Genomic DNA, 26,955 nt, shown 5'->3' with positions numbered 1-26,955 from the left:
TTTTGCCATTGGTTGCCAAGGAATGCTGACAGTCACTTTGACGCCTATCAGCAATCAATCGAACAAAACAACCACTCCAAAAAGGTAATCCTCCTAAGAGCGGTTTAAGTTTATTTCCCAGCTATTCTTAACGCCTTTCCACTATTAGCAAAGTGCCATTTGGTCATATTTTTTAACTCTTCTATCCCTTTATTTTTAATGATTTTTGCAGCTGCAATATCAACTTGCTTACCGGCACCTTTTGGAATGGTAACACCAGCATGGGCACTTAATTTATCCATTTCTTTCAAGAAAGCATATCTTGCAATAATAGATGCTGCAGCAACTGCAATATGGATGCTTTCCCCTTTTGTGCTAAAATATACATTTTCTTTTTGAATTCTCTTTTGACTGCTAATATGTTTAAAATAAGTGTTTTTCTCTACAAATTGATCTATTAGTATTCCTTCAGGTTGGGTAGGTGAAAGTTTATCTAATAAGTGTAGGATAGCCTGGTTATGTAGAATGGCTTTCATTTTCCCTTGAGACATTCCTTTTTCCTGAAGACTGTTGTATTTGGGATTATGCAAAATAAGCAAACTATATGGCACTGTGTGAATTAAATCTTTAGCGATGTCAACAATTTGCTTATCAGACAAATCTTTAGAATCCTTAACACCAAGTTCTTTTAACAGCGGTATGTGATCTTTAGCCACATAGGCACTAACAACTGTAATTGGACCAAAAAAATCACCTGTTCCGACTTCATCAGATCCAATAGCAGACCAACGAGAAAACCCAGCTGGTAATTTTGTGGTAGTGGCACTAGATGCTTTTATAGTTTTGGACTGGCTTTCTCCCCATTTTGCGGCTTCTTCTGCTCCAGATGCCCCCTGAAACATAACCTTCCCTGAGCGATATGCAGTAATCGTACACTGTGGAGGTTTTGCAACAAAAACAGCACCTGGAGGTAGCTTTTCGATTAGGAAACGTGAATAGTATTCTTTTATTTTTTCCATTTGTGATTTAGATGTTTGAATGACGGTATTTGCCAAATAAAACGCTCCTTCTAGTAAGAGTAGGATAACACTTTCTATTATTAATTATTCTTTACTCTAGCTGATAATGTGAGTAAATTCTATAATAAATGACGAATTGTGACAATTTCTTTCCAAAACAAAAAAATTCATGTTATGATATTGTTTAGGATTCTTATGATAGGGGGCTTCTAGGTTGTCTGAAGAACAAAAAAATCGAGCGACAGTAGAAATTTACGGTCAGCAATACAAAGTTGTTGGAGCAGAGTCTGCTGCTCATATCAGGTTTGTAGCTTCGATGGTAGATGAGAAAATGAGAGAAATAGGCTCCATGAATCCTGTGCTAGATACTAGTAAGCTTGCAGTCCTTACAGCAGTGAATGCTGTAAACGACTACATTAAACTGAAGGAGCAATATGAGAAATTAGAAATAGAAATTAAAAAATTAAAGGATTGAAATGAATGTTAGATTTAGCTCTGTTGATAATCCTTTTAATAGGATTTTTGGTTGGTCTTAAAAGAGGTTTCATATTACAAGTGATTCATATGACCGGCTTTATTATATCTTTTATTATAGCATATCTATACTATGACAAGCTTGCACCAAAGTTAACTCTCTGGGTTCCTTATCCTATATTGGATGAGCAATCGAATTTAAACATGCTTTTCGAATCTACTAATTTAGATCAAGCGTATTATCGCGTTATCGCGTTTGCTCTAATCTTTTTTGCCGTGAAAATTATTTTGCATATTATCGGTTCGATGCTTGATTTTGTCACTCATTTGCCATTGTTAAAGCAACTAAATGTTTTAGGTGGAGGACTGCTTGGATTTATTGAAATATATTTAATTGTTTTTATTCTGTTATACATAGCTGTTCTTCTGCCAATTGAGGCAGTACAGACACAAATAAATAGTTCATTTATTGCAGAGGTAATGGTAAAACACACCCCTGTTTTTTCAGAACAGGTTCAACAATGGTGGATAAAATTTGTAGCTTAATAGTAGGGCTGACTTTAAAAGAAATTGAATTCTTGCAGAGATAAACATTGTTTCGCAAGAATTATCTTTATTAGTCAGCCCTTTTGTATGCTCCTCTTTTTCTTTTAAAAGATAACTTTGCTACTATATAAAGTGAAACTTCAATCAGTGAGGGGCTTCCATCCCCACTAGTTGTTAGTCCCGTTCTACTGTTGGTAAAGCTCTGCTTGTCAGCGGATGCTTAACCGACAGTACGAGCCCGATTGATTCAATTAAACCTCTGCGCGTCGCATCGGTGAGTTTCATCGTATCTCACCAATCGGGCTTTTACGGGCAGTTCCCCTCATCTTCGCTTCTCTGGTACCTCTAAGCTTTGAGGCCCGTCAATGCGAGATAAAGAAAGGATTACAATAAAAGATAATAATAAGCAGGTGAAGTGATGAATAAAAAGGATATTATAAGACTTTTGGAAGATATCGCGTTATATATGGAATTAAAAGGAGAGAATTCCTTTAAAATATCTGCCTACAGGAAAGCCGCTTCGGCTCTTGAAAATGATGATCGAAGTTTAAGTGAGATTGGCGACTTTACCCAATTAAGTGGAATTGGTAAAGGAACGGCTGCGGTTATAGAAGAATATATGCAGGAGGGTAAATCACTTGTCCTTGAACAATTAAAAGAAGAAGTACCTAAAGGGCTTATTCCACTTTTGCAGCTTCCGAGTCTAGGTGGAAAGAAAATTGCCAAGCTTTATAAAGAATTGGGAATTGAGGACATAGAAGATTTAAAAGAAGCATGTGAAAACAATAAAATTCAACGTTTACAGGGTTTTGGAAAAAAAACAGAAGAAAAGATCCTTGTTGCTATTAATTCTGTAGGGGAACGGCCAGAACGTCTTCCAATTGCATTTATGCTTGAAGTTGCTGAAGAAATAGAGGCAAAGCTTGCTAAAATGGATGGAATTTATTCTTATTCGCGGGCAGGAAGCCTGAGAAGAGTGAGAGAAACAGTAAAAGATTTGGATTACATCATTTCTACAGAAGAAGCCGATAAAGTTAAGAATCAGCTGCTTTCTCTCTCTAACATTAAGGAAAAAATAGCTGCTGGAGATACAAAAGTCTCGCTAACCTTTGAATACCAGTGGGATGTTAGTGTTGATTTTAGAATTGTAAAGGTGCACGAATTTGCAACAACCTTGCACCATTTTACGGGGTCAAAAGAGCATAATGTGCGAATGAGGCAGCTTGCAAAAGAACGAGGAGAAAAAATTAGTGAATATGGTGTTGAGAATAGTGAAACCGGGGAAAACCTCACTTTTCAATCAGAGGAAGGTTTTTATAAGCATTTTGGACTCCCGTTTATCCCTCCAGAACTCCGTGAAGATGGCAAGGAAGTAGACGACTTTAATGAAAATTATCGTTTGATTAACATCGAGGATATAAAAGGGGATCTTCACATGCATTCTAGTTGGTCTGATGGTGCGTATTCTCTTGAAGAGATGGTAGAGGCATGCAGAGAAAAAGGATACCGCTATATGGCAATTACAGATCACTCCCAGTATTTAAAAGTAGCGAATGGGTTAACGCCGGAAAGATTATTAAGGCAAAAAGAAGAAATAAGAAAACTAAATGAAAAATATGATGATATTCTTATTTTATCTGGGATAGAAATGGATATTTTACCCGATGGAAGTTTAGATTATGAGGATGAAGTGCTAGAACAGATTGACCTTGTAATAGCATCCATTCATTCGAGCTTTTCTCAATCAAAAGAAAAAATAATGGGTCGATTAAAGACAGCTTTAGAAAATGCACATGTTGATATAATTGCTCATCCTACGGGTAGATTAATCGGAAGAAGAGAAGGATACGAAGTCGATATGGATTTACTAATTCAATTGGCAAAAGAAACAAACACAGCATTAGAATTGAATGCTAACCCAAATCGTTTGGACCTTTCAGCAGAAAATATAAGAAAAGCACAGGAACAAGGTGTTAAAATAGTAATTAACACGGATGCACATAGTATTGATCATCTTTCATTTATGGAAATAGGAGTAGGTACAGCAATAAAAGGCTGGTTAGAAAAGGATACGGTATTAAATACGTATGAAACAAAAGATTTAGTAGCTTTTTTAAAGCGAAACAATTGATTAATAGGGAGGAAGCTTCTCCGTGAATCGTAAAGTACAGAAGACATTAGAGTTTGATAAGATTAAAGAACTGTTAAAACAATATGCTGCATCCCGATTAGGACATTCAAAAGCAGACGGTTTATCGCCATCTGTCAATTATGAGGAAATCGTAAGGATGCAGGAAGAAACAGATGAAGCAATGACTGTTTTAAGAGTGAAAGGGCACGCCCCTTTAGGTGGAATATTTGATATTCGTCCACATGTAAAAAGGGCCCAAATTGGTGGAATGCTCTCTCCACAAGAGTTCGTTCAGATTGCTAGTACTGTTAGAGCAAGCCGCAAGTTCAAAAAATTTATGGAAGAGTTGCTAGAAGACGAATTGAATTTACCTATTTTAGAAGAGAAAGCATCCCAAATGATCACTCTTTCTTCTCTGGAACAAACGATAAGACAAGTGGTAGATGAAAATGGTGAAATTCTGGATTCGGCAAGTGAGGCATTGAGAAGCATTCGCTCGCAGCTTCGGTCTAATGAAAACAGAATTAGAGAAAAGTTAGAAAGAATGATCCGTTCTAGCAATGCTCAAAAAATGCTATCTGATGCGATTATTACTATTAGAAATGATCGATATGTAATACCAGTAAAACAGGAGTACCGCGGTCATTACGGTGGTATCATTCATGATCAATCGTCATCAGGGCAAACATTATTTATTGAACCAGAAGCAATCGTTCAATTGAATAATCAATTAAGTGAGCTCCGATTAAAAGAGCAAACGGAAATAGAAAAAATATTGGTGGAATTAACAGTAGAAGTACACACCCATAGTGAAGATCTTTTAATCATAGTAGAAGTGCTAGCTGATATTGATTTTATGTTTACAAAAGCGAAATTCGGTAGATCTATTAAAGGGACGAAACCGCAAATAAATAATGAAAGAAGAATGAAGTTAAACAAAGCAAGACATCCTCTTTTATCAATGGAGGAGGCGGTTGCAAATGATATTGAACTTGGGGATGACTTTACAGCAATTGTCATTACCGGACCTAACACAGGGGGGAAAACGGTTACGCTTAAAACGATAGGGCTCACAACGTTAATGGCCCAATCGGGGTTGCCAATTCCTGCACTAGATGGTTCAGAAGTTGGGGTATTCCAATATGTTTATGCTGATATAGGGGATGAACAATCGATAGAGCAAAGTTTAAGTACCTTCTCTTCTCACATGGTTAATATTGTTGATATATTAAAACAAGTAGACGATAAGAGCTTAGTTCTATTTGATGAGTTAGGGGCAGGGACAGATCCACAGGAGGGTGCAGCACTTGCAATATCTATCTTGGATGAGGTCCATCAAAAGGATGCGAGAGTAGTAGCAACAACACACTACCCTGAACTAAAGGCTTATGGGTATAACCGTGATGGTGTAGTAAATGCTAGCGTAGAATTTGATGTAGAAACATTAAGTCCGACATATAAATTACTAATTGGAGTCCCGGGAAGAAGTAATGCGTTTGAAATTTCAAAACGTTTAGGTTTACAGGATGGTGTGATACATCGCGCAAAATCATATATTGGTGCAGATACGAAAGAAGTAGAAAATATGATTGCTTCACTCGAAGATAGTAGAAGACAAGCGGAAAAAGAGATGAGAGAAGCAAATGAATTCCTGAAACAAGCTGAAAAAATGCAGCGGGACATGCAAAAACAAATGATGGAATTTTATGAGAAGAAAGATGAAATGTATGAAAAAGCGGAAAGAAAAGCGGCAGAGGTCGTAGATAAGGCTAAAGAGGATGCGGAACAAGTTATTCGTGATTTGCGAAAAATGCGTCAAGAAAAATCAGCTGAAGTAAAAGAGCATGAACTTATACAAGCTCGTAAACAACTAGAAGGAGCTGCTCCTGTATTAGAAAAATCTTCATCTGCTAAAAAAAACATAAAGAAAACAACTCGTGAGTTTAAACCTGGTGATGAGGTAAAGGTCTTAAGCTTTGACCAAAAAGGACACCTTATTGAGAGAATTTCAAACAAGGAATGGCAGGTCCAAATGGGGATTATGAAAATGAAAGTAAAAGAGTCAAACCTTGAGTTCATTCAATCCAAACAGAAAGTTGAAACGAAGCCGCTTGCTACTGTAAAAGGAAAAGACTATCATGTTAGTCTCGAACTTGATTTGCGAGGAGAAAGGTTTGAAACGGCATTATCACGTGTAGAAAAATATATTGATGATGCCCTACTTGCAGGATATCCTAGAGTTTCCATCATTCATGGTAAAGGAACGGGTGCGTTAAGACAAGGTGTGCAAGAGTATTTGCGAAATCACCGTTCTGTAAAGAAAATTCGTTTTGGTGAAGCATCTGAAGGTGGAACTGGAGTCACCATTGTCGAGTTTAAATAATGGATAAAGGGAGCAGAAATTAATGGAGAATTTTTGGGAAAATCAATTTGTCCAGACGGCGGGAAATTATAGTGTTGTCATCCTTTTCATGGTGTTGTTTTTAGCTATATTCGAAATTGTAACGAAATATCGAAATTGGGATGAAATTAGAAATGGGAATATGTCTGTTGCCATGGCAACTGGAGGAAAAATTTTTGGGATTGCCAATATTTTTCGTCATTCCTTTCAACAGCACGAAGCATTTTTAACAACAATTGGTTGGGGAATATTCGGGTTTATCTTATTGTTAATCGGATATTTTGTTTATGAATTTTTAACACCGATGTTTAAAATCGATGAAGAAATAGCGAATGACAACCGGGCAGTCGGATTTATATCCCTTGTTATATCAATAGGATTATCTTACGTAATTGGAGCGGGAATTTCATAATACAGTGACAGTGGATTCACGGGCACGTAAAACGGGAAGAAGAGTGTTTTTGCCAATCCAATCCGTTAGAATCAAGGAGAGAAAAAATGGAAACATTAGCAAAGGTTTTATTATGTTTATGTGGGGGATTTTTGTTAGTTGGTGTAATCTATATGGTATTCTTTGCATAATAAAAAACGGCGGCACATGTTGCAGCCGTTTTTTTATTTGAGGTCCATTTGTTCTGGGGAGTTGAACTGCAATTAAGATTTATAGAAACTTGTTGTGGACTAGTATAAAAGTTTGAGGTTATTATTTTTAAAATTGTAACCGAAGTCCCTATATATTATAATAGCAGGAAGAGTTAATTTTCTGAAAACTATTTTAGAGTTAGAAAAGGGAGGGAATCATTTGTCTAGACCATGGTTAGATCAGTACCCGTCTGAAATACCTGCTGCATTAGAGATTTCCCGTAAGCCGGTTCAAGCTTACTTAACCGATTCCGCTAAGAATTTCCCTAATAAAACAGCCATTCACTTTATGGGGAAAGAAATTACGTATGTAAAGTTGCATGAAATGGCATTGAAATTTGCAGGTTATCTAAAAAAAATTGGAATTCAAAAAGGAGATCGTGTAGCAATTATGCTACCCAACACTCCACAGTCTGTTATTGGATATTATGGTATTCTTTATGCAGGAGGTGTTGTCGTTCAAACAAATCCATTATATATGGAACGGGAAATAGAGTATCAGATGAAGGATTCAGGAGCAAAAGCGATTCTAACTCTTGATATTTTGTTCCCAAGGGTATCGAAAGTAATGAAAGAAACAGAACTCCAACACATAATTGTAACCGCTATCAAGGAATATCTTCCGTTTCCTAAAAATCTTATCTACCCGTTTATGCAAAAGAAGCAGTATGGAATTGTTGTTAAGGTGGAGCAAACAGACCAATTCCATTTGTTTGATACTATTATGAAGGAACCTCCTTTAAATAAGGAGGAGGAAATTAATGTTGAGGAAGACCTAGCTCTTCTTCAATACACCGGAGGCACAACTGGTTTTCCGAAAGGTGTTATGCTTTCTCATGAAAATTTAGTTGCAAATGCGGCAATGTGTGATGTATGGATGTATAAATGTAAAAAAGGAGAAGAAACTGTCCTGGGAATCCTGCCATTTTTTCATGTGTATGGAATGACGACAGTAATGATTTTATCTGTTATGCAAGCTTACAAAATGGTATTACTTCCGAAGTTCGATGCAGAAACGACTTTAAAAACCATTCACAAACAAAAACCAACATTATTTCCAGGAGCGCCGACTATTTATATCGGACTGCTAAATCATCCAAACTTAAAAAAATATGATCTCTCATCTATTGATTCCTGTATTAGTGGTTCAGCACCGTTACCAGTTGAAGTTCAGCAAAAATTTGAAGAAGTTACTGGTGGAAAATTGGTGGAAGGGTATGGATTAACGGAATCGTCACCTGTTACCCATTCTAACTTTCTATGGGATAAAGAGCGAGTAAAAGGGAGTATCGGTGTGCCATGGCCAAATACTGATGCCGCAATATTTTCATTAGAAACAGGGGAACGGTTACCTCCTAACGAAATTGGAGAAATTGCTGTAAAAGGTCCGCAAGTTATGAAAGGATATTGGAATCGACCTGAAGATACGGAACAAACTTTACGTGATGGTTGGCTGCTGACAGGTGACATGGGATACATGGATGAGAAAGGATATTTCTATGTAGTAGATCGTAAAAAAGACATGATTATCGCTGGAGGGTTTAATATTTATCCGCGAGAAATTGAAGAAGTACTCTATGAACATCCAGATGTTCAAGAAGCTGTAGCTGCAGGTGTCCCAGATCCCTATAGAGGGGAGACAGTAAAGGCCTATATTGTTTTGAAGGAAGGCGCTTCTGTAACAGAAGAGGACTTAAATGAATTTGTACGAAAGCATTTAGCAGCATATAAAGTGCCGAGAATATATGAATTTAGAAAAGAGCTTCCGAAGACGGCGGTCGGAAAAATTTTAAGAAGAACATTAGTAGAAGAGGAAAGAAAAAAGTTTGATGATGAACAAAAACTAAACGAATAAAAGAGGAATTCCTCTTTCTTTTTCACTGTAAAATGGACAAGATTCTATTCTTGACAATTTTGCAGAATAATTTTATTATTAAAATATGAATGAATGGTCATTCATATCCATTGATTAATCAATAATCAACACTTAGAACAAGGTAATTCTCCTAATACTATTAGTTACGAAGGAGAATAAATTAAAAAATAAGACAGGGCAGGTCAAAAGAATGAAACGAAATAAACCGAAATATAAACAAATTATTGATGCTGCCGTCGTAGTAATTGCTGAAAATGGGTACCATCAAGCCCAAGTCTCTAAGATTGCTAAACAAGCAGGTGTAGCAGACGGTACTATTTATCTTTATTTTAAAAACAAAGAAGACATCCTCATATCCTTATTCAGAGAAAAGATGGGACAATTTGTTGAAAGAATTGAGGAAGGTATAGCAGGAAAACAAAAAGCTGCGGAGAAGTTATTAGTATTGATCGAATATCATTGCAGACATTTGTCTGGAAATCATCATCTGGCAATTGTTACTCAACTGGAGCTTCGTCAATCAAACAAGGATATCAGATTAAAAATTAATAAGGTCTTAAAAGGATATTTAGAGCTTATAGATAAAATCTTGATTAATGGCGTTGAAACAAAAGAGTTTTCTGAAGATCTTAATATTCGATTAGCCCGTCAAATGATTTTCGGGACGCTCGATGAAATGGGAACAACTTGGGTGATGAACGATCAGAAATACGATTTAATAGTACAGGCACCTGCTATCCACAGACTTCTATTAAATGCTGTGGGAGGCAAATATTAAATTCGTTTAGGAGGTTAGAAGGATGGAGTTATTATCATGGACTTTAGAAGAGAATGTTGCAAAAGTCACGATTAATAGACCGCCAGCAAATGCTCTTGCAAGTGAATTAATCACTGAACTAGACTCGCTCTTCGATGAACTGAAAGATAATACGGAGGTTAGAGTTGTTTTATTGCAAGGGGAAGGGAGATTTTTCTCTGCAGGAGCTGATATTAAAGAATTTACTACAGTAGAAAGCGGGGAAGATTTCGCAAAGCTATCGAAAAAAGGGCAGGATGTATTCGAGAAAATTGAAAACTTCTCTAAGCCTGTTATTGCTGCTATTCATGGGGCTGCATTAGGTGGCGGACTTGAACTAGCGATGGGTTGTCATATTCGATTAGTAGGTGAAAAAGCAAAACTTGGCTTGCCTGAGCTCCAGCTGGGACTCGTTCCGGGATTTGCTGGTACACAAAGGCTTCCAAAACTTGTTGGTTCAGCAAAAGCAGCAGAAATGCTTCTGACAAGCGAACCAATTTCTGGTGTGGAAGCTGTTAAATGGGGACTGGCTAATAAAGCGTATCCGGAAGAAGAGCTGTTCGATAAAGCGAGAGAACTTGCTGTAAAGATTGCTAAGAAAAGTCCAATCGCCGTCAAAGCTACTATTGAATTATTAAGCTATACAAAGGATGATAGTTTTTATAAGGGAGTAGAGCGAGAAGCTAGCGCGTTTGGTGAAGTTTTTGTATCCGAAGATGCCAAAGAAGGTATTGATGCTTTTATAAATAAAAGAGAACCATCTTTTCAAGGGAAGTAATTTACTTTATTATAAAAGGGTACCTTCTATCAGTGGAGAGCGCTCCAAATGATGGAAGAACCTGAGGATCACTATTAGGAGGATATCTCAATTTCTGTAGAGTAGCTTCTTAATAGTGTACAATCAATTTTCGGAATCTTAACAAAGGATTGAAAGTTTTAAATTATCAGGAGGGGGATATTAGAATGAACATCTTTGTACTTATGAAAAGAACGTTCGATACTGAGGAAAAAATCGCTATTCAAAACGGTCAAATTAACGAGGATGGGGCAGAATTTATCATCAACCCCTATGATGAATATGCGATTGAAGAAGCTATTACCGTTCGTGATCAACATGGTGGGGAAGTAACAGTAGTCTCGGTTGGAAACGAAGAAGGTGAAAAACAACTTCGAACAGCACTAGCAATGGGGGCTGACAAAGCTGTTTTAATTAATACCGAAGATGATGTCGAAAACGGCGACCAATTTACTACCGCAAAAATTTTATCAGAGTATCTAAAGGGGAAAGAAGTAGATTTAGTTATAGCAGGTAATGTTGCAATAGACGGTGGATCAGGTCAAGTAGGTCCGCGTGTTGCCGACCAATTGGACATTCCATTCATCACAACAATAACAAAGCTCGATATTGATGGTGATAAAGTAACTGTTGTCCGTGATGTTGAAGGGGATTCAGAAGTCATTGAAACATCACTTCCACTTCTTGTGACAGCTCAACAAGGTTTAAATGAACCACGTTACCCTTCCCTTCCTGGAATTATGAAGGCTAAGAAGAAGCCGTTAGAAGAGCTAGAGATTGATGATTTAGATTTGGATGAAGATGATGTAGAGGCTAAAACAAAAACAATTGAAATCTACTTACCTCCTAAAAAAGAGGCTGGTAAAGTACTTGAAGGTGAATTAACGGATCAAGTATCAGAACTTGTACAGCTTTTACGTAACGAAGCAAAAGTAGTCTAAAGTTCCTGGATAAAAATGATAGATTAGTAAACTCATTCGAGTTAAAACGATAGAATTTTAAACAGTGTATTTACCATTTACAATCAGGGGGTAGAGATCATGGGAAGAAAAGTTTTAGTTCTAGGAGAAGTACGTGACGGAACTTTACGTAATGTATCGTTCGAAGCGGTAGCAGCTGGAAAGACTGTTTCAGAAGGCGGAGAAGTTGTTGGTGTTTTATTGGGCGATTCTGTAAGCGCTTTAGGGAACGAGTTAATTCAATATGGAGCAGATCGAGTGGTAGTAGTAGAGGATGAGAAGTTAAAACAATATACATCTGATGGCTATTCGCAAGCATTGATGACAGTAATTGACCAAGAAAGCCCAGAAGCAATTATCTTTGGTCATACTGCACTAGGAAAGGATCTTTCACCTAAAATTGCAAGTAAATTAAGCACGGGATTAATTTCAGATGCTACTGGTGTGGAAGAAGCAGGTGGAAATCTTGTTTTCACTAGACCGATTTATTCAGGAAAAGCATTTGAAAAGAAAATTGTAACAGATGGCGTGGTTTTTGCTACAATCCGTCCCAACAATATAGAGGCGTTAGGAAAAGATGAGTCTCGTTCTGGAGAGGTATCTTCCGTAACAGCTGAAATTAAAGATCTTCGTACAATTATTAAAGACGTGGTACGCAAAGCGAGCGAAGGTGTCGATTTATCAGAAGCGAAAGTAATCATTGCGGGGGGACGTGGTGTTAAAAGTGAAGATGGATTCCAACCATTACAAGAGCTTGCCGATGTATTAGGTGGTGCTGTTGGAGCATCACGTGGAGCCTGTGATGCTGATTACTGTGACTATTCCTTACAAATTGGTCAAACAGGTAAAGTAGTAACTCCTGATTTATACATAGCTTGTGGTATTTCGGGAGCAATTCAGCATTTAGCTGGAATGTCAAACAGTAAAGTAATTGTTGCTATTAATAAAGATCCAGAAGCAAATATCTTTAATGTTGCAGACTATGGTATCGTAGGCGATCTTTTCGAAGTTGTACCTATGTTAACAGAAGAGTTTAAAAAGCTAAAAGTAGCATCCTCTTAATGTTAAAAGTATATGGATGACCGAGAAGTGTCTGGTTTCTCCCATTTAATTCAATATAGTACCCTAGTTATATAATGAGGTATTTTATATTGATGGGAGGGTACCGGGCACTTTTCCTTCCTCAGAAGATTTGACTGTCAGTTAATAAAGGTAGTTCCGTTTTTAGTTTTTGTCTAGCACGTGCGGCTAGCCCCTTGAGGTCATAAGCTAAGCATCCCCAAAAGGAAAAAAAGCGCCTTTTCCAGATGCTTGACTTATACTTGTGGGAGCTAATCAAGGCGCTTCCGCTTTTCATGTTGCATACATATAAACAAGATGGGTATATTACCAACGAGCAAAAAATTAGCATCGTAGTTGGAACGGTGATATACTAGCGTTACATTGAAAGATAATTAGGAGGCGAATATAAATGGCAATTACACATGCAACAGATCAAACATTTACTAATGAAACAAATTCAGGTTTAGTACTAGCAGATTTCTGGGCACCATGGTGCGGACCTTGTAAAATGATTGCTCCAGTACTTGAAGAGTTAGATAGCGAAATGGGTGACAAAGTAAAAATCGTAAAAGTTGACGTTGATGAAAATCAAGAAACGGCTAGTAAATACGGTGTTATGAGTATCCCGACGCTGATTGTCCTAAAAGACGGTGAAGAAGTAGATAAAGTTATCGGCTTCCAACCAAAAGAAGCTCTTGCGGAACTACTAACAAAACACGCATAAATTGAATTTTTTTTCGAACTGGGCCTGAAATTCAGGCCCAGTTTTTTATTTAGGGAAAAATTCCTGATCCTCTCTTGAAATAGACTTCAATTAAAGTGGGTGTTAAGCTAATATTTATATCAAGTGAATTCTTTATTAGTTGGAATCGCTGCTTGTTAATATAGTAATAAAATATTTTCATTCATATAAAAAACTAATGAAAGGAAGGAAAGGTTTGAACGGTAATATATCGAATAAATTGGCTCTGTTGCCTGGGCAACCTGGTTGCTATTTGATGAAAGACAGGCAAGGAACAATCATTTATGTAGGTAAAGCAAAGATATTAAAAAATCGTGTCCGTTCCTACTTTACAGGGTCACATGATGCTAAAACACAAAGACTTGTCAGTGAAATTGAGGATTTTGAATATATTCTAACTTCTTCCAATCTAGAAGCATTAGTCTTAGAGATGAATTTAATTAAAAAGTATGATCCGAAATATAATGTTATGTTGAAGGATGATAAAAGCTATCCGTTTATAAAGCTTACAGCAGAAAGACATCCGAGACTGATTATTACGAGAAAGGTGCAAAAGGGAAAGGGAAAATATTTTGGACCCTATCCAAATGTAAGTGCGGCCAATGAGACAAAAAAATTGCTTGACCGCCTTTATCCATTAAGAAAATGTTCTACGCTCCCTGACCGTGTATGCCTTTATTATCATATGGGACAATGTTTGGCCCCATGTGTAAAGGAAGTAAGTCAAGATACGTATAAAACGATGACAGGAGAAATTACTCGTTTTTTAAATGGTGGTTATAAAGAAATAAAAGAGCAACTGTCAGAAAAAATGAACGAAGCGGCAGAAAATCTTGAGTTTGAACGGGCAAAAGAATTTCGTGACCAAATTGCACATATCGAAGCAACAATGGAAAAACAAAAAATGACGATGACAGATTTTACGGATAGAGATATTTTTGGGTATGCGGTTGATAAAGGATGGATGTGTGTACAAGTTTTTTTTGTTCGCCAAGGGAAGCTTATTGAGAGGGACGTCTCTTTATTCCCTATTTATAACGAACCTACGGAAGAGTTTTTAACATATTTAGGGCAATTTTATTCCATGTCAAACCACTTTAAACCGAAAGAACTATTTTTACCAACGGAAATAGAGGGAGAGCTCGCCTCTAAGTTACTTGAAATTAAAGTACTTCAGCCCCAAAGAGGTCAGAAAAAAGATCTTGTTCATCTTGCGGAAAAAAATGCAAAAATGGCATTAAATGAGAAGTTCGCTCTTATAGAACGTGATGAAGAACGAACGATTAAAGCAATAGAAAAATTAGGAGAAGCAATGGGGATTTATACACCATACCGAATAGAAGCCTTTGATAATTCGAATATTCAAGGGACGGACCCGGTCTCTGCGATGATTGTATTTGTAGACGGAAAGCCTGCAAAAAAAGAATATCGAAAATATAAAATAAAAACTGTGAAGGGTCCAGATGATTATGAATCTATGAGGGAAGTAGTTCGAAGAAGGTATTCGAGGGCCCTGAAAGAGGGATTACCTCTCCCGGACTTAATTATTATTGATGGTGGAAAAGGACAAATAGAAGCAGCGCGGGATGTATTAGAAAATGAACTTGCTTTAGACATCCCATTAGCAGGGTTAGCGAAGGATGATAAACATCAAACATCTGAGCTCCTCTATGGAAATCCTCTTGAAATTATCCCATTGGGAAAACGAAGCCAAGAGTTTTATTTATTGCAAAGAATTCAAGACGAAGTTCATCGTTTTGCGATTACGTTTCATAGACAACTTAGAGGGAAAAATGCTTTTCAATCAATTTTAGATGAAGTAGAAGGAATAGGACCAAAACGAAAAAAGCAGTTATTAAAACATTTTGGTTCTGTAAAGAAAATTAAGGAAGCAACACTAGAGGAATTAATAGCTTCTGGTTTACCTGAACGTACAGCAAAAAATCTTTTCCAAAAGTTGCAAGAATGATGTTGTTGCAATGAAGCACCTGTGCTATAATAAATGAAAATTTCATAAAATTATCACTTTAAAGTTATAAAAGTGATGATAGAGGTGCGAGCTTCATAAGTATAGGCGCAGAGAGGTATGAGCTTCAATGATGTGCTTAGAAAGGGGAGGTCGCCGAAGTGGTGGTAAACTCATAATACTGTCGCTGGTTCTGCGTTTAAGAAATGCAGAATTGTCAAGATGTGAAAAATCTTGGAGAGCTATCTCACAATGCTATTAAACGTAATTTTTTCTGCGTTTGTAAAAGCAATGGGATCTCTATCTCATTGCTTTTTTTAGTATCTAGCTGATGGTGATTGAACCGTTTGCGAATACTATTCAATATTGTGACCTCTCCATTCCCCTTATAAAAGGGAATGATTCTAACGAGAAAGAGGGAGAAACCGTGAGTATTATTGTACAGAAATTTGGCGGAACATCAGTAGGCTCTGAAGAAAAAATTATCAATGTTGCTAATCGAGTTATTGAAGAAAAGCAGCGAGGAAATGATGTAGTAGTTGTTGTATCAGCAATGGGGAAAACGACGGATGGATTAGTCAAATTAGCAAGTAATATTACAAGTCATCCGAGTAAACGCGAAATGGATATGCTGCTTTCAACAGGTGAACAAGTTACCATTTCTCTTCTTGCTATGGCTCTCCAACAAAAAGGATATGATGCTGTTTCATATACTGGATGGCAAGCAGGTATCGTGACGGAAGCAGTTCACAGCAACGCCCGAATCACAGAAATTAATACGGTAAAGTTGAAAAAAAGCTTAAATGAAGGAAAGATTATTGTTGTTGCTGGGTTTCAGGGGATGACTGCCTCTGGCGAAATTACAACGCTTGGAAGAGGAGGATCTGACACTACTGCGGTTGCACTTGCGGCCTCCTTACATGCTGAGCGATGTGATATTTATACAGATGTGGATGGTGTCTATACATCAGATCCGCGTTACATTGAAAATGCTCGAAAATTAACTTCTGTTTCCTATGATGAAATGTTGGAGCTAGCTAATTTGGGTGCGGGAGTTCTTCACCCTAGAGCAGTCGAATTTGCAAAAAACTATCAACTTCCATTAGAAGTACGTTCAAGTATAGAAAAAGTGGAAGGGACTTTAATAGAGGAGGAAGCAACAATGGAACAAAATTTAATTGTTAGAGGAGTCGCATTTGAAAACGAAATTACAAGAATGACTGTATTTGGATTAAAGAATGCTATAACAGGTCTATCCTCTATTTTTACTACCTTAGCCAAGCATCATATCAATGTTGATATAATTATTCAAAGTCAGACAGAAAAGAATTGTACAAATTTGTCATTTTCTATCCACGAACACGATCTGGGGCAGGCAATTTCTGTTTTAGAGGATAATAAACAAACACTAGGCTTTACTCATATTGAACATGAGAGCGGACTTGCAAAAGTTTCTATTGTCGGTTCTGGAATGATCTCTAACCCTGGAGTTGCTGCAGAAATGTTTGAGGTACTTGCTGAACACGATATTATCGTTAAAATGGTCAGCACATCTGAAATAAAAGTTTCAGCTGTAGTAGATGAACAGAATATGAATAAAGCAGCCAAAGTACTACATACAGCTTTTGATTTGGATAGAGTAAAGGTAGAACAATACTCCTCTTGAAAAGGATAAAAAAATAGAGATGTCCAAATTTTGGCATCTCTATTTTGCATGACTAAAGGATAAAAGTGTAGGTATGTATAACTATTCTATACTATCTTTGTCATCCCAACGAACGATAATTTTTACTGTTTTTGCTCGTTTTTGAATTTCGTAAGCAGCCTCTGTAATGACTTTTTTTTGTAGCTGTAGTTGTTCAGCCAAAAAACCAGCTTCCATTTTAAATGAGACATCAGATTTTAATGAAATTCGGCGAGAGACAAGTTCACCACTTAATTCATAAATAACTTCGTGTTTTTTTTGTTCCAGCACCGTTAATATTCCCCAGCCTGCTTCATGAAAAAATGAAGAGAATTCATCTTGGGAAATTAACGGAAACTTTCGGGAGAGTTGTTTGCCTCCATAATATAAAATATCAGGTGTATTTTTACCTAAAATTTCTGGAATTAAAATATCACGGATAATTTCGTATCCGAAAATTGGAATGGTTGGTTCTTGTACCTGTTCTTTGTTATTTTCATTTTCCAAATAAATCCCCCACTTTCTTTAAAATTATTATATACGTGTTAGAAGGGAATGAACACCAATCTTTAAAAAAACGGAGTGGGATATTTTGGTGAGATAATTTTTATAGGGATTTTGAATGAGTTCTTTGCTAATTAATCTAGAATAAATACGCTTTTTTATGTTGTCGGTATATTTTAAAAATTTTTTCGATATTGTCAATTTTATGTATACGTTTTCTTGACGCTTCTTTCGCTTGGGAGTAAAATGAACTTGTCACATAATAGTTTATAATATGAAACGTGGTATCTTATTTCTATTAAATTTCTTTTATAGGGCAAAAGAAAACAGATTCATGTTTCAGGATTTAAGGGGGGTATATCATGGCTGGAAATCGTGAATTTAATTATCGTAGGCTTCATTCATTACTAGGTGTTATTCCCGTAGGTATATTTTTGATTCAACACTTAGTAGTGAACCATTTTGCTACTGGAGGAGAAGAATCTTTCAACAAAGCTGCTCATTTTATGGAAAGTTTGCCTTTCCGGTATGCTTTAGAAACTATTGTGATCTTCTTGCCAATACTGTTCCATGCAATTTACGGCTTGTACATTGCCTTTACTGCAAAGAACAATACTAGCAAATTAGGTTTTTTCCGCAACTGGATGTTCCTACTGCAGCGTGTATCAGGAGTTATCACTTTAATTTTCATTACATGGCATGTATGGGAAACTAGAGTAGCAGCTGCTTTTGGAACAGAAGTAAACTTTCAAATGATGGAGAATATTTTAGCGTCTCCTGTTATGTTTGCTTTTTATGTTGTTGGTATTATTTCTACTATCTTTCATTTCGCGAACGGATTATGGTCATTCCTAGTAAGCTGGGGAATCACTGTTTCACCTCGCTCGCAGTTAATTGCTACATACGCTACGATTATCATTTTTGTAGCATTGTCATTCGTATCAATACGAACTCTTTTAGCGTTTGTATAGGAAATGCTTATATAAGATTGATAGATTTAAATAGTAGTGGACTTTGGTTAGAAAAGGAGTGAGTCACGATGAGTAAGGGAAAAATCATCGTAGTCGGCGGAGGACTTGCCGGTTTGATGGCCACAATTAAAGCAGCAGAAGAAGGAGCGCCAGTGGATTTATTTTCCTTAGTGCCTGTAAAGCGTTCACACTCTGTTTGTGCACAAGGTGGTATTAATGGTGCTGTCAATACAAAAGGGGAAGGGGATTCTCCTTGGATACATTTTGACGATACAGTATATGGTGGAGACTTCTTAGCAAATCAACCACCAGTTAAGGCGATGTGTGATGCAGCACCTGGAATTATTAATTTGCTAGATCGTATGGGAGTTATGTTTAATCGTACCCCAGAAGGATTACTAGATTTCCGTCGTTTTGGGGGGACACAACATCACCGTACAGCGTTTGCTGGAGCTACAACTGGACAGCAATTACTTTATGCATTAGATGAACAAGTTCGTCGTCATGAAGTTGCCGGTCTTGTTAATAAGTACGAAGGATGGGAATTTTTAGGTACGGTCATTGATGATGATGGTGCTGCAAGAGGTGTTGTATGTCAGGACCTTAAAACAATGGAAATTAAATCTTTCCCTGCAGATGCAGTAATAATGGCTTCTGGAGGACCTGGAATCATTTTTGGTAAATCTACTAACTCTGTTATTAATACAGGTTCAGCAGCATCCATTGTATACCAACAAGGTGCTTATTATGCAAATGGTGAATTTATTCAAATTCATCCTACAGCGATTCCGGGTGACGATAAACTCCGTCTTATGAGTGAGTCTGCACGTGGTGAAGGTGGACGAGTTTGGACGTATAAAGATGGTAAACCATGGTACTTCCTTGAAGAGAAATATCCAGCATACGGAAATCTAGTACCACGTGATATTGCGACTCGTGAAATCTTTGACGTGTGCGTGAATCAAAAACTTGGTATTAATGGTGAAAATATGGTCTACCTAGACCTTTCCCATAAAGATCCAAAAGAGCTTGATATTAAACTTGGTGGAATTATTGAAATCTACGAAAAGTTTACGGGGGACGATCCTCGTAAAGTACCGATGAAAATTTTCCCTGCCGTTCATTATTCAATGGGTGGATTATGGGTAGATTATGATCAAATGACAAATATTCCAGGCTTATTTGCTGCAGGAGAATGTGATTATTCACAGCACGGAGGGAATCGTTTAGGTGCGAACTCTCTATTATCTGCTATTTACGGTGGTATGGTTGCTGGACCGAATGCCGTTAAATATGTTGAAGGTTTAGAAAAGAGTGTTGACTCCATTCCATCTTCTGTTTTCGATCGCTATGTAAAACAAGAAGAGGAGAAATGGAATAATATCCTGTCTATGAACGGAACTGAAAATGCGTATCTTATTCACAAAGAGCTTGGAGAATTGATGACAAAGAATGTAACAGTTGTTCGTCATAATGACAGGCTTAAAGAAACAGACGAAAAAATTCTAGAGCTAATGGAACGCTATAAGAATATCAATATTACGGATACAGCAAAATGGAGCAATCAAGGGGCTACGTTTACACGCCAGCTTCAAAATATGCTGCAACTAGCACGTGTCATCACTATTGGAGCACTTAACCGTAATGAAAGTCGGGGAGCGCATTATAAACCAGAATTTCCGAAACGTAACGATGAAGAATTCTTAAAAACAACAATGGCAAAATATAACGCTGAAACGAATTCACCAGAGTTTCATTATGAAGATGTAGATATCTCTCTAATTCCACCACGTGAACGTGATTATACTAAAAAAAGTGAAGGGGGTAAAAAGTGATGAGTGAAAAGAAAACGGTTCGTTTTATCGTTACTCGTCAAGACAGCCCTGAAACTTCTTCATACACAGAAGAATTTGTATTAGATTATCGACCAAATATGAACGTTATTTCTGCACTTATGGAAATTCGTCGTAATCCAGTCAATGCAAAAGGAGAAAAAACAACTCCTATTAACTGGGATATGAACTGTCTTGAAGAGGTCTGTGGCGCGTGTTCAATGGTTATCAATGGGAAGCCAAGGCAGTCTTGTACAGCCCTTATTGATCAATTAGAACAACCAGTTCGTTTAGAGCCAATGCGTACATTCCCTGTCGTACGTGACCTCCAAGTAGATCGCAGTCGCATGTTTGATTCCTTGAAAAAGGTAAAAGCATGGATTCCAATTGATGGCACATATGATCTTGGACCTGGTCCTCGTATGCCAGAGAAAAAGCGTCAATGGGCATATGAATTATCAAAATGCATGACGTGTGGTGTTTGTTTAGAGGCGTGTCCAAACGTAAACAGTAAATCTGAATTTATTGGTCCTGCTCCATTGTCACAAGTTCGTTTGTTTAATGCACATCCAACTGGAGCAATGAACAAAGATGAGAGACTAGAGTCAATTATGGGAGACGGTGGACTAGCTAACTGTGGTAATTCACAGAACTGTGTACAATCATGTCCAAAAGGAATTCCTTTGACAACATCGATTGCTGCATTGAATCGTGAGACGACTTTCCAAATGTTTAAGAACTTCTTTGGAAGCGACCACATGGTTGATTAATAGTTTTAAATAAAGCACTCGCTCTTTGGAGCGAGTGCTTTATTTTTTGTTAGATACAATATTCAATGGGAAAGCATATAAATATAGGTCTATAGAATCGCTGGAGTGAGGAGGGATTAGGTATAAAGGTTGAGGAATTACCTAGCGATAGGTTATATAGGGAGTGATTTTTTGAACTTTTTGAAAAAACAGTCGAAAGAATCCTTCTTCTTCGGAAGAATATAAGGTAGGAAGTTATCAAGGTTTACTTTATTCTTAGTAAGGGGGAAAAGGAAATGAGAAGGAATACGCGTCAAGGTTTAGCATTAATAACAGCTTTTTTTATAGTGTTAGGTTTGGTTTTGCCACTTGCCGATACGGTTACGGCAAACACAACTTCGCCTACTATCCGAGCTTCTGTTCATGATGAGTTAGCTTTTCAACAACAGAAGAACACATCGGACTTAACGATTTTACATACAAATGATACTCATGCCCATTTGGAGAATGTACCTTATATGCATACGGCTATCAAAACCGAAAAGAAAAAGCACCCAAATGCATTGTTATTAAATGCAGGTGATGTTTTCTCTGGAACTCTATATTTCAATCAGTATCTAGGGCAAGCAGATCTAGAGTTTATGAATAAGATTAGATATGATGCCATGACTTTTGGAAACCATGAATTTGATAAAAAAAGTAACGTGTTGGCTGACTTTATTAAAGGAACGAACTTCCCGATTGTTAGTGCCAACGTTAATGTCGAAAAGGATGAAGAGTTATCCCCTCTCAAGAAAAATGAGATTGGGGTTTCAAGTGGGGGAGGGAAGATCTATCCAGCAATTATTAAAGAAGTAAATGGTGTTGAAGTAGGAATAATTGGGTTAACCACAGAGGAAACAGAGTTTTTAGCGAACCCAAGTGAAGGCGTTGTATTTGAAAATGCACAGCAAAAGGCTCTTGAAACTATTTCTCTTCTTAAAGAACAAGGTATTAATCATATCATTGTCCTTTCCCATCTTGGCGTTACGGCAGATAAAAAATTAGCAGAGAATGTACAGGGGATTGATGTTATAGTAGGTGGCCATACTCATACAAAACTGATAGAACCAATCGTTGTCAATGAAACAACAGAACCAACAGTTATTGTACAAGCAAGCGAATATGCACAATATTTAGGGAAGCTTCAAGTGAATTTTAATGATAAAGGAATCATCACATCTTGGAATGGAACGTTGCTGGATATTTTAGAACAAAATGAGGATGGAAAATATACGTATCCAGCAGATGAATGGGCTTCACTCCGTTTGCAAGAATTGAGTGAACCAATTGAAGAACTTAAAAATACAGTAGTCGGTTATACTGAAGTACCGCTAAACGGGGAAAGAGTTGATGTTCGCACTCAAGAAACAAATTTAGGGAATGCGATAACAGATGCGATGCTTTCAAAAGCAAACGAATCGATTCCAACTCAAATTGCGATGCAAAATGGTGGTGGAATCAGAGCCTCAATCAACAAAGGGGATGTTACTCTTGGAGAAGTGTTAACTGTAATGCCCTTTGGAAATACATTAGTAACATTGGAGTTATCTGGAGAAGAAATTATCCAGGCATTGGAACATAGTGTATCTCGAGTAGAGGAGGAAGCAGGTCAATTTATGCAAGTTTCGGGGCTACACTTCAGTTTTGATCCTAATCAGCCTGCCGGAGAACGTGTATACGGGGTAGAAGTGAAGACAGGTAGTAGCTATGAAGCAATTAATCCAGTCTCCATGTACAATGTAGCCACAAATGCTTTTGTTGCAGATGGTGGTGATGGTTATACTGTGTTTAGAAATGCTAAGGATGAAGGGAGAATGAAGGAGCTATTCTTTGTAGACTATGAAGTAATGGCAGAATATCTTGAGGCAAACAGTCCAATTTCACCACAAGTTGAGGTAAGAATAGCTGAGGGTGAAATGCCTGAAAAGAATATTTGTGAAAATCCTCATCCGGGCAAACAAAAAGGGCACGATAAACAAGATAATCATAAAAAAGGTAATGGAAAGAAAAAAGGGCATGAACCTTGTAAAGGAGATGAGGTAACAGCTTAAGTTATTTAAATAGTATAGGAATAAAGAACAGACGCCGGATTATCCCGAGATCGTCTGTTTTTTAATCCCGTATTAACAAACAGATAGCCTTCAGGGACTATTCATTATATGGGGATAGATGAAAGTGAGGGCTTATGTTTTGTGGGAAGAAGTTCAGAGATATCCAAGGAGACGGGGAAAGTATGTCCTTAGAAAGAGGGAAAAACTTATGTCTTCAATGTGTGTTTAGCTAATATTCCAGCGTGATGGATTTTATGCCTATTTTTTGATTTTGATACCACCTCCATGTCACTCTAAACCTTGACTTTACATATGATATCGTGACGACCGACAATACCCATCCCCGCGGTTTAAAGCTGGCGAAGGCAAGGAGGGTTACCATAATTGAAGGACAATGACTTTACACACAAACCATTGCTCACCAAAAGAGAAAAAGAAGTGTTCGAACTGTTAGTACAAGATAAGACAACAAAGGAAATCGCTAGTGAACTATTTATAAGCGAAAAAACAGTTCGAAATCATATTTCCAACGCCATGCAAAAGCTTGGAGTGAAGGGGAGATCACAAGCTGTTGTGGAGCTTCTTCGCATGGGGGAACTCAAGCTTTAAGTTAAGGGACTGACTCTAAAAAACTCACATAAGATTTTTGTTATATAAGTCTTATGGAAGGGAGAAATAAAGGGTCAGTCTCTTTTAAATTTTTGAGATATAGTTTTATGTATGAATGATAAGTAACGCGCAGTCTTTAGTGCAAATAATTGAACGGTGGGATACTATCTTTGGTTTGACTTCTCATCAGTGATAGAAATGAATCTCACACTGATGAAGTTTTGTTTCATTATTCCCGTAAATGGAAAATAACTGTAGGTCCGTTTTGATGAGTACAACTTGAAATTTTCTTGTAAAAAGGTGAAAATGCTAGTTAGGGATATATGCTTTAAAGCGTAGTAGTGAGGAGTTGCAGAAAATGAATGATTTACCTAAATTAGAAATTTTTGCAGATATTGAAAAAGATTTAAGATACATATCTTCAATTATTAAGCAAAAGGGAAGAGAAATTCTGAGTCACTATACGATTACACCGCCTCAATTTATTGCACTGCAGTGGCTTTATGAAGCAGGAGACATGACGATTGGGGAACTTTCTAATAAAATGTACTTGGCGTGTAGTACAACAACTGATTTAGTTGATAGAATGGAAAAAAACAAGCTTGTCGAGAGAGTAAAGGATGAAAATGACCGCCGTGTTGTTCGTATCCATATGCTGGAAGAAGGGGAGCGGATTATTGAGGAAGTAATAAGTAAGAGACAGGCTTATTTACAAAGCGTACTTAAAAATTTTACTTCCGATGAAATTGAAATTCTGAAAAAAAGCATGGCTAAATTACATCAAGAAATGAAAGTAGAATGAGGGAAAAATGTGAACAAACCAATAGGAATTATCGACTCTGGAGTTGGCGGTCTAACAGTAGCCAAAGAGGTTATGAGACAACTTCCTAAAGAAACCATATACTATTTAGGTGATACTGCGAGGTGCCCGTATGGACCGAGACCAGTGGAAGAAGTTAAACGTTTTACTTGGGAATTAACCCGGTTTCTTCTTCAATATGATATTAAAATGTTAATTATTGCTTGTAATACAGCAACAGCGGTTGTGCTAGAAGAAATTCAATCAGCAGTGAAAATACCTGTCATTGGGGTTATTCAGCCTGGTGCAAGAGCGGCAATAAAACAAACATATAATAATCAAATCGGTGTTTTAGGGACGATTGGTACGATTAAAAGTGGTGCATATGTGGAAGCACTTCATTCTATACATGAGGAAATAGAGGTCATATCATTAGCTTGCCCGAAGTTTGTACCATTAGTGGAGAGTGGTGAGTACAACAGTGCTATGGCTGATAATATTATTGCAGAAACCCTAGAGCCACTTAGAGGGGTAAAAATTGATACATTAATATTAGGCTGTACACATTATCCTTTATTACAACATAAAATCCAGAATTTTATGGGTAATGGAGTAGAAGTAATAAGTTCAGGGGATGAAACTGCCCGAGAGGCTAGTACTATCCTTGATTATTATCAGTTATTACATAAAGGGAAAGAAGCACCAAATCATCGCTTTTTTTCTACAGGATCTCCTGCAATTTTTTCTAAAATAGCGTCTGACTGGTTGAAAATCGATACCGTTACTGTTAAAACCATTCGTTTATAAGACTTCTAGTCTAAACGAATGGTTTTTTAGATTATGAAAAATAGTCTTGGGCGTCTATGTCGGAACCCTTTACTTTGTCTGATGTGACTAAATGACGCTCCTTTTCAAGTTGATACCGTTTTATTGACTTCTATCAAACTTATTTAGATTATTTTTAACAGGTTGGTCTAATTTAAAGATAGAGCTCGTATACATGTAGTACAAACTGTCTTTAGGAGGTTTCCTCATGTCGAAAAAAGCAAAGTCTACAGTAGTTATAACGGTATTAGCATCATCGTTGTACTTATCAGGATGCGGGTTATTGAGCTTTGGTGATAAAGAAAAGATCGATCCACCAAAAGATGTTTCCTATTTAGAGGAAGGGGAAAAAGTAGATACAACAAAAGAAGAGGGTGACAAAGCAAACACTTCCAAGGAAGGAAAAGAAGAGGGGAAAGATGTAAGTAAGAAAGACGCTGCTGAACAAACAGTTATGACGGAATTATATTTAATTGATGAAAATGGTTATGTTGTATCACAAGCATTGCCGCTGCCAAAAACAGAGAGCGTGGCAAAACAAGCGTTGGAATATTTGGTAGCTGACGGTCCTGTCCAAAATATGTTACCAAATGGATTTCGAGCAGTTCTACCTGCTGAAACACAGGTGAGCGTCAATATTAAGGACGGAAAAGCAACCGCTGACTTTTCTAAAGAATTTGCTAATTATCAACCTGAAGACGAAAAGAAAATTTTAGAAGCGGTAACATGGACATTAACACAGTTTGACTCAGTCGAAAAAGTAGAATTAACAATGAATGGATACCCACTGACTGAAATGCCTGTTAGTAATACACCAATCAATGAAAGTGGGCTGACAAGGGAAGTTGGTATTAATGTAGACACTTCCGGAGTTGTAGATGTTACGAACACGAAACCACTGACTGTTTACTACGTATCTCAAACAGGGGATCAATCGTACTATGTACCGGTAACCAAACGTGTTAGCGCAAACGAAGAAAATGATGTGAAAAGCGTTGTTCAACAGTTAATTGAAGGACCGGGCTATGCGTCGTCCTTAGTCAGTGATTTTACAGGAGCTGCCCTTCTTGATGATCCAAAAATAAAAGATGGGACCGTTACGCTGAATTTTAACGAAGCGGTCTATGGTAGTATTGAAGAAAAATTAGTTTCGGAACATATGCTTAATTCACTTGTACTTTCCTTAACAGAACAAGAAGGTATTAAAGAAGTATCTGTATTGGTGAATGGAGAAGCGACATCTGTTAGTAAAGATGGAAAAACAGTAACGGAACCAGTTTCTCGTCCTGAAAATATCAATGCTGTTAGTTTTTAATTTGGGGATTTTTGATATACTATAAAAGTATCGTTAAAAGAGGTAGGCTTATGCCACCTCTTCTCTTTTTGAGGGGATATATATTCTGCATAACAGTATACATATAGAATTTTATCCTGTATTAATGGGTAGTAAAACTCCCGCTGATTGGAGTCTCACTTTATTGTCAATGCCGTGCTATTTAG

23 protein-coding genes and 1 riboswitch are annotated in these 26,955 nt (G+C 37.2%); of the genes, 21 read left to right on the top strand and 2 right to left on the bottom strand.

Going from position 1 to position 26,955, the window contains the following annotated elements; all coding sequences use genetic code 11:
• Window positions 1–110: 110 nt before the first annotated feature.
• The gene (rnhC, locus tag ACFSUL_RS12330) at window positions 111–1,034 is read right to left on the bottom strand and encodes a ribonuclease HIII (RefSeq protein WP_377935823.1); all 924 of its coding nucleotides are present in this window, start codon (window positions 1,032–1,034) and stop codon (window positions 111–113) included.
• A gap of 178 nt (window positions 1,035–1,212) precedes the next feature.
• On the opposite strand from rnhC, the gene zapA reads away from it, so the two are divergent.
• From zapA to ACFSUL_RS12265, 13 genes are all read left to right on the top strand, one after another.
• Window positions 1,213–1,473: a cell division protein ZapA gene (zapA, locus tag ACFSUL_RS12325; RefSeq protein ID WP_377935821.1), complete on the top strand. Its 261-nt coding sequence runs from the start codon at window positions 1,213–1,215 to the stop codon at window positions 1,471–1,473.
• A gap of 5 nt (window positions 1,474–1,478) precedes the next feature.
• Entirely contained in the window at window positions 1,479–2,018 is a 540-nt protein-coding gene (locus tag ACFSUL_RS12320; RefSeq protein WP_377935819.1) for a CvpA family protein, read from the top strand.
• A 418-nt stretch (window positions 2,019–2,436) separates the two neighbouring features.
• Window positions 2,437–4,149 carry a DNA polymerase/3'-5' exonuclease PolX gene (gene polX, locus ACFSUL_RS12315; RefSeq protein ID WP_377935817.1) on the top strand — a complete coding sequence of 571 codons (1,713 nt, stop codon included), beginning with the start codon at window positions 2,437–2,439 and terminating at the stop codon, window positions 4,147–4,149.
• A gap of 22 nt (window positions 4,150–4,171) precedes the next feature.
• Complete coding sequence (locus ACFSUL_RS12310) at window positions 4,172–6,532, top strand: endonuclease MutS2 (RefSeq protein ID WP_377935815.1); 2,361 nt, start codon at window positions 4,172–4,174, stop codon at window positions 6,530–6,532.
• 22 nt (window positions 6,533–6,554) lie between these two features.
• Window positions 6,555–6,962: a DUF350 domain-containing protein gene (locus ACFSUL_RS12305; protein WP_377935813.1), complete on the top strand. Its 408-nt coding sequence runs from the start codon at window positions 6,555–6,557 to the stop codon at window positions 6,960–6,962.
• A 390-nt stretch (window positions 6,963–7,352) separates the two neighbouring features.
• Window positions 7,353–9,047, top strand: a complete 1,695-nt coding sequence (locus tag ACFSUL_RS12300) for a long-chain-fatty-acid--CoA ligase (RefSeq protein ID WP_377935811.1) — start codon at window positions 7,353–7,355, stop codon at window positions 9,045–9,047.
• Between the two features lie 211 nt (window positions 9,048–9,258).
• Window positions 9,259–9,846 carry a TetR/AcrR family transcriptional regulator gene (locus ACFSUL_RS12295; RefSeq protein WP_377935809.1) on the top strand — a complete coding sequence of 196 codons (588 nt, stop codon included), beginning with the start codon at window positions 9,259–9,261 and terminating at the stop codon, window positions 9,844–9,846.
• A gap of 22 nt (window positions 9,847–9,868) precedes the next feature.
• Complete coding sequence (locus tag ACFSUL_RS12290) at window positions 9,869–10,642, top strand: enoyl-CoA hydratase (RefSeq protein WP_377935807.1); 774 nt, start codon at window positions 9,869–9,871, stop codon at window positions 10,640–10,642.
• A gap of 185 nt (window positions 10,643–10,827) precedes the next feature.
• Window positions 10,828–11,601 carry an electron transfer flavoprotein subunit beta/FixA family protein gene (locus ACFSUL_RS12285; protein WP_377935805.1) on the top strand — a complete coding sequence of 258 codons (774 nt, stop codon included), beginning with the start codon at window positions 10,828–10,830 and terminating at the stop codon, window positions 11,599–11,601.
• 99 nt (window positions 11,602–11,700) lie between these two features.
• A complete protein-coding gene (locus tag ACFSUL_RS12280) occupies window positions 11,701–12,681 on the top strand; it encodes an electron transfer flavoprotein subunit alpha/FixB family protein (protein WP_377935803.1) in 981 nt (326 codons plus the stop codon).
• 409 nt (window positions 12,682–13,090) lie between these two features.
• The gene (gene trxA, locus ACFSUL_RS12275; protein ID WP_071411121.1) at window positions 13,091–13,405 is read left to right on the top strand and encodes a thioredoxin; all 315 of its coding nucleotides are present in this window, start codon (window positions 13,091–13,093) and stop codon (window positions 13,403–13,405) included.
• Window positions 13,406–13,601: 196 nt separating this feature from the next.
• Window positions 13,602–15,392 (top strand): excinuclease ABC subunit UvrC, encoded by a 1,791-nt coding sequence (gene uvrC, locus ACFSUL_RS12270; protein WP_377935800.1) that lies wholly within the window; start codon window positions 13,602–13,604, stop codon window positions 15,390–15,392.
• 71 nt (window positions 15,393–15,463) lie between these two features.
• Window positions 15,464–15,642: riboswitch (Lysine riboswitch) on the top strand.
• A gap of 174 nt (window positions 15,643–15,816) precedes the next feature.
• Window positions 15,817–17,055 carry an aspartate kinase gene (locus ACFSUL_RS12265; RefSeq protein WP_377935798.1) on the top strand — a complete coding sequence of 413 codons (1,239 nt, stop codon included), beginning with the start codon at window positions 15,817–15,819 and terminating at the stop codon, window positions 17,053–17,055.
• Window positions 17,056–17,136: 81 nt separating this feature from the next.
• On the opposite strand, the gene ACFSUL_RS12260 is transcribed toward ACFSUL_RS12265, so the two are convergent.
• Complete coding sequence (locus ACFSUL_RS12260) at window positions 17,137–17,580, bottom strand: YslB family protein (protein WP_377935796.1); 444 nt, start codon at window positions 17,578–17,580, stop codon at window positions 17,137–17,139.
• A 359-nt stretch (window positions 17,581–17,939) separates the two neighbouring features.
• Between ACFSUL_RS12260 and ACFSUL_RS12255 the strand changes: the two genes are divergently transcribed.
• The 8 genes from ACFSUL_RS12255 (at window position 17,940) to ACFSUL_RS12220 (ending at window position 26,770) form a co-directional block, all read left to right on the top strand.
• On the top strand, window positions 17,940–18,548 hold the full coding sequence (locus ACFSUL_RS12255) for a succinate dehydrogenase cytochrome b558 subunit (protein ID WP_071411125.1): 609 nt from the start codon (window positions 17,940–17,942) through the stop codon (window positions 18,546–18,548).
• A 68-nt stretch (window positions 18,549–18,616) separates the two neighbouring features.
• Window positions 18,617–20,383: a succinate dehydrogenase flavoprotein subunit gene (sdhA, locus tag ACFSUL_RS12250; RefSeq protein WP_377935793.1), complete on the top strand. Its 1,767-nt coding sequence runs from the start codon at window positions 18,617–18,619 to the stop codon at window positions 20,381–20,383.
• Window positions 20,383–21,150, top strand: coding sequence for a succinate dehydrogenase iron-sulfur subunit (sdhB, locus tag ACFSUL_RS12245; protein WP_377935791.1), 768 nt, complete (start codon window positions 20,383–20,385; stop codon window positions 21,148–21,150). Before sdhA ends, sdhB begins: the two co-directional genes overlap by 1 nt.
• Window positions 21,151–21,425: 275 nt before the next feature.
• Window positions 21,426–23,222 (top strand): bifunctional metallophosphatase/5'-nucleotidase, encoded by a 1,797-nt coding sequence (locus tag ACFSUL_RS12240; protein ID WP_377935789.1) that lies wholly within the window; start codon window positions 21,426–21,428, stop codon window positions 23,220–23,222.
• Window positions 23,223–23,606: 384 nt separating this feature from the next.
• Window positions 23,607–23,831, top strand: coding sequence for a helix-turn-helix domain-containing protein (locus ACFSUL_RS12235; protein WP_014097816.1), 225 nt, complete (start codon window positions 23,607–23,609; stop codon window positions 23,829–23,831).
• A 358-nt stretch (window positions 23,832–24,189) separates the two neighbouring features.
• The gene (locus tag ACFSUL_RS12230) at window positions 24,190–24,633 is read left to right on the top strand and encodes a MarR family winged helix-turn-helix transcriptional regulator (protein WP_377935786.1); all 444 of its coding nucleotides are present in this window, start codon (window positions 24,190–24,192) and stop codon (window positions 24,631–24,633) included.
• A 9-nt stretch (window positions 24,634–24,642) separates the two neighbouring features.
• Window positions 24,643–25,437 (top strand): glutamate racemase, encoded by a 795-nt coding sequence (racE, locus tag ACFSUL_RS12225; protein WP_377935784.1) that lies wholly within the window; start codon window positions 24,643–24,645, stop codon window positions 25,435–25,437.
• Between the two features lie 226 nt (window positions 25,438–25,663).
• The gene (locus tag ACFSUL_RS12220) at window positions 25,664–26,770 is read left to right on the top strand and encodes a GerMN domain-containing protein (protein WP_377935781.1); all 1,107 of its coding nucleotides are present in this window, start codon (window positions 25,664–25,666) and stop codon (window positions 26,768–26,770) included.
• Window positions 26,771–26,955 lie beyond the last annotated feature (185 nt).

The sequence above is a fragment of the Bacillus seohaeanensis genome (assembly GCF_042684945.1).
GTDB classification, from domain to species: Bacteria; Bacillota; Bacilli; order Bacillales; family Bacillaceae_B; genus Rossellomorea; species Rossellomorea seohaeanensis.
The sequence above is the reverse complement of the archived record's forward strand: the minus strand, read 5'-3'. Positions and strand labels throughout refer to the sequence as shown.